At 37.2% G+C, this 4,477-nt stretch carries 4 protein-coding genes and 1 pseudogene; 4 read left to right on the forward strand and 1 reads right to left on the reverse strand.

The features are described 5' to 3' along the window. The first annotated feature begins 196 nt into the window (after nt 1-196). The 4 genes from Q0507_RS00005 (at nt 197) to Q0507_RS00020 (ending at nt 4,147) form a co-directional block, all read left to right on the forward strand. Nucleotides 197-1,375, forward strand: a complete 1,179-nt coding sequence (locus Q0507_RS00005; protein ID WP_298710564.1) for a M20 family metallopeptidase — start codon at nt 197-199, stop codon at nt 1,373-1,375. A 227-nt stretch (nt 1,376-1,602) separates the two neighbouring features. Next, nucleotides 1,603-2,199 carry a hypothetical protein gene (locus Q0507_RS00010; protein ID WP_298710556.1) on the forward strand — a complete coding sequence of 199 codons (597 nt, stop codon included), beginning with the start codon at nt 1,603-1,605 and terminating at the stop codon, nt 2,197-2,199. An 8-nt stretch (nt 2,200-2,207) separates the two neighbouring features. Next, a complete protein-coding gene (locus tag Q0507_RS00015) occupies nt 2,208-2,783 on the forward strand; it encodes a hypothetical protein (protein WP_298710559.1) in 576 nt (191 codons plus the stop codon). A gap of 179 nt (nt 2,784-2,962) precedes the next feature. After that, a complete protein-coding gene (locus Q0507_RS00020; protein WP_298710561.1) occupies nt 2,963-4,147 on the forward strand; it encodes an MFS transporter in 1,185 nt (394 codons plus the stop codon). A gap of 217 nt (nt 4,148-4,364) precedes the next feature. Here Q0507_RS00020 and Q0507_RS09725 read toward each other — a convergent pair. Continuing rightward, nucleotides 4,365-4,477 (reverse strand): annotated as a pseudogene (locus Q0507_RS09725) (GMP reductase); the annotation flags it as partial.

Raw genomic sequence — 4,477 nt, forward strand, 5'->3', positions numbered from 1 at the left:
GAAAGACCCTTATAGGGTCAGAGCAAACCACCCGTTTTACGGGTGGTTATGATTTGCCATGTTATTCCCCTAAACAAAGGACTTTTTTGTCTCATGTAGGTTTTGTATTTATAAATTCGTAGACTGTTTAATCAATATATATTAGCGATGCATATTGATATGTGATTGATATACTGATAGTAGAGGAGGCGATATGATGCATAGTCGCGATTTAATAGAGCAATATAAAGGCTACGTTCAAGATTGGCGTAGATATTTTCATAAACATCCAGAGCTTAGTAATGAAGAGTTTGAAACGACGAAGACCTTGGCTAAAGAGCTAGAGTCTATGGGCGTAGAGGTTCATGTAGATACAGACCGTGGTATCGGATTAATCGGCATTATCCATGGTTCTAAGCCTGGCAAAGCCATTGCGTTACGTGCTGACATCGATGCATTGCCTGTTTACGAACATAATACAGTAGATTATAAATCTGAAGTAGAGGGTAAAATGCATGCTTGTGGTCATGATGGACATATGGCTATTTTACTAGGTGCGGCAAAGATGCTAATGTCTATGAAAGACCGCATCGAAGGCGACGTATATTTAGCATTCCAACCGGCGGAAGAAACTGGAGCAGGGGCTCCGGATTTCATTAAGTTTGGCGATTGGTATGATAAGGTAGATGCTATTTTTGGAGGGCATGTGTGGATCGATTTGCCAGCGGGCCTTGTGTCTGTTGAGGAAGGTCCTCGTATGGCTGCAAGTAGCCAAATTACTATCAATGTAAAAGGTAAGCAAGGCCATGGTGCACAGCCACACCAAGCGGTCGATGCTATCGTGGTGGCTAGTGCTATCGTTATGAACTTACAAACCGTGGTTTCTCGTAATGTGAGTGCCCTTGATTCCGTAGTTGTAACGATAGGCAATATTCACTCTGGCTCAGAATGGAATGTCATTCCTGGGGAAGCTTCCATGGGCGGTACAGTTCGCTTCTTTGATCCAAACCAAGAACAATACATTGTAGATTCCATTCGTCGCATTGTGGAACACACTGCAGAGGCCTATGGGGCTACGGCTACATTAGAGTATGTAAATAAAGTACCACCGACCATTAATGACCTTAAAGCTAGCGAATTGGCAGAACGTGTAGTAATCGATACACTTGGCAAAGAAAAGCTAACTAAGATGCGTAAAGTCATGCCTGGGGAAGACTTCGCTTGGTACTTACAAGGAAAATCAGGGTGCTTTGCCTTTATCGGGATTCAAAACCCTGATGTAGAAGCTACCTACGACCATCATAACAATCGCTTTAATATGGATGACTCTGTACTCTCTGCGGCGTCAGCAGTATACGCGGAATATGCTATACAGTGGTTGAAAGAGCATAAATAGAATTAATGTTAAAAATGAATTTTAACTTATTAAATGTAAAACTTAATGAGTTAATAATGTTTTATTAAGTAAATAACTCCTTTCAGGATGTTTAAAAAGACTCTATCTTAATTTCTCTAAGATAGAGTCTTTTTATGGTACAATGAAATTAATAAAAGAGGTGTTTTTTACTCATATTGTTTGTTGTAGTAGTATTTTAACAATTTAAATGGAGAGGGGTTGAGATTATGTTTAAACGTTTTCTACTTTTACTTATTATGATGGTATCTTTTACTATGCCTGCAGGGGCTATTAGTCTTCAAGAATTACAGACATTACCTAATTTTAAGTTAGTAACTTATGAGGAATATCCTTCAGGATCGAGTAATCATGTAGATAAGTTTTATTCATTTATTAATTTGGATTCGATTCATATTGTTGAGTATAATCCTCCAAAGTATGTATTGCAGGGGACCTCTTACATGGTATTTGATTACGCAAATAGCCCTTTTATCAGAGAGACTGAAATGACAGTTTATTATGACATCAATTATTCTCTAGCTAACTTGATTCATTCTAATCTTGAGAAACAACAAAACTCATCATTAGTTGATGTAATTTCGGCTGCTGAAAATCATCCTGGAATTGTTGCAAAGTTAAAATCTGGTGGTAAATATAAATTGAATGGAGAAAAGTGGTATACTGAAAACCGTTCTTTTTTCACAGATGCGGAATGGATGGGACCAGTTGGTCGAAGCCGATATAATGAGAATACTTATAATGATGCGGATGCACTGTTTAAGGCCGTATATCTTCAAAACTTTGATGATATTCTAGTACAATGAGGTGGACTATGAGACGCATATTTTTACTTTTACTATGGGTGTTACCATTCCTTATTTTGCCAATATCTAGTCAAGCTATATCTCAAACTAAATTGAGCGATTCTTCTAAATATGTGCAGTTTAAGACTATAGATGATTCTCGGACGTACTATGTTGATATGGAATCTATTACTCCTATATCAGCTCCTGAAGGGCATAGACGTATTAATGTTATATTATATGTACTATCAGATAGAGCAGATTATATTACTACTATTAACATGGAATATGACTATCGACTAGATCGCTCTTTACGTCAACTCATCAGTCGACATGATGTATTACGTCATCAGGGTGACAATAAGCCACTTATTTCCGTATGGCGTGATAAACGAGACAATATAGGTATTACTTGTCGTATTATCAATGTTAAGCGATACTCTCTTTCGGGTGAAAGCCTTGTAGAACCATATGAAAAAAATGATGAATATGATGATATCCTTGAGCGTAGATTTGAAGGTAGTCAATATAGCATCCTTAATACAATGTATAAACAAGCGTACGGAATAAATTTTGATGATGAAATGTCGTCAAATCTACTTTGACAATTTTTTAATTTTAGATTTATATACCCCTCTTTACATTGCTCGTAAAGAGGGGTATTATATCTTTCATATCAAATTTATAGTTAAAATGGTTTCCTGCAGGAATGTAAGTTAACGCAACCTAGCGGATACAAAGGGCCTTTCTTCGCCGGACGGTTCTAGAAGCCAGAAAGGATGTAATGAACAATCAAGTTTCTATTTCAACAGCAAATATTCGTGGTGCTTTTGGGGCTTTTTTTATTCCTGGTATGTACACATCTTTATGGGCAGGTTATGTACCTTATTTAAAAGCGAAACTAAGTATAGGGGATGATGTACTGGGTTCTATGATTTTGTTGCTCGGTGTAGGTTCTTGTTTTGCCATGACTATAGCTGGTAGGTTAGTAGAGTCATTGGGGTGTAAAAAAGCTGTAATAATTGGCAGTTTTATTGGGATGTTATCTCTTGCCATAGTAACTATATGTACTACAGTAGTAGAAACAACGGCAGCGTTGTTCTTTTTCGGTATGGGTATGGGCCTTAGTAGTGCATCTGCTAATTTACAGGCTATTCTTACTGAAAAGGTGAGTAAAAAACATTTAATGGGGGCCTTTCACGGTGGTTGGAGTCTTGGGGGCTTTGCTGGGGCAGGTGTATTACTGTTCCTTTTAAAAATGTTAGCACTGCCTGTTACTGAAAGTATGTGGGGCACTCTTATTGTATTATTGGCTGTGATGTTGTTTATCTGTCAATTTATGCTTCGATTTGGTAAAGATCCAAATGCAAAGGTAGTGAAAAAATCTAAAAGTCCTTTGTCGTTCCATCCGATTGCCATTATTTTTGGTATACTCTCTTTTGTGTCATTTCTTGTGGAAGGTGCAGTAGGGGATTGGAGTGCGCTTTACTTATTTGAAGATAAAGGAATTATTATTGAGGAAGCCGTAATGGGGGTTATGTTCTTTAATGCCACCATGTGTATTGGTCGGTTATTAGGTAATAGATTAGGCAAACATTTAACGTCTAAACAAGTTGTTGTTAGTGGCTATATATTTGGTGCAATTGCAATGGGATGTATTGTATTTTTACCAGGCTATGGTTCAATGTATACGTTTTTATTGTTAGGGATTGCGTTAGCTATGGTGGTGCCTAATTTGTTCTCTGCTATGGGGGAACAAAATGTTATCCCTATGGCACAAGCGGTAGCTACATCTACGATGCTTGGCTATGTAGGCATTTTGATGGGACCAGCTGTTATCGGATATATTGCTCACGCTACAAGTCTTACCTTATCTTTTGCTTTTCTAGCTGTTTTACTCGTAGTTAGTGCAGGTATTGGTAAATATGCGTATATGTTAATGGAGAAATCAAAGAAAAAAGATAGTTAAATAAAGGTCAGGTCTAAATAAAGTTAGTACTAGTCATAGATAAAAATAACTCCAAATAAAGATAATTCCAAAGTCGTGATGACTTTGGGGAGTAGTTTTATAAGTTTAACATATTGTTTTGGTACATAATATAGTCACTCAGTATAGTGGGCATAGAGGAATATATAAAAAAGCCACAGGTTATTACCTGTGGCTTTTAGTACATAGCTATATTCTATTAGCGGTCACCATTGAAGATGGAGTTTTTAACAAGTACATAGTCTACTTTGCGAATTGCTTGTAGAGTCGTACCGCCAGCGTAAGAAATAGCGGATTGTAAATCTTGTTCCA

Source organism: uncultured Veillonella sp., from assembly GCF_938010505.1.
Lineage (GTDB): Bacteria > Bacillota > Negativicutes > Veillonellales > Veillonellaceae > Veillonella.

Bases quoted from the DNA above. Each gene is read 5' to 3' on its own strand.
- Q0507_RS00020 (WP_298710561.1), top strand. From the start codon at position 2,963: ATGAACAATCAAGTTTCTATTTCAACAGCAAATATTCGTGGTGCTTTT.
- Q0507_RS00005 (WP_298710564.1), top strand. From the start codon at position 197: ATGCATAGTCGCGATTTAATAGAGCAATATAAAGGCTACGTTCAAGAT.
- Q0507_RS00010 (WP_298710556.1), top strand. From the start codon at position 1,603: ATGTTTAAACGTTTTCTACTTTTACTTATTATGATGGTATCTTTTACT.
- Q0507_RS00015 (WP_298710559.1), top strand. From the start codon at position 2,208: ATGAGACGCATATTTTTACTTTTACTATGGGTGTTACCATTCCTTATT.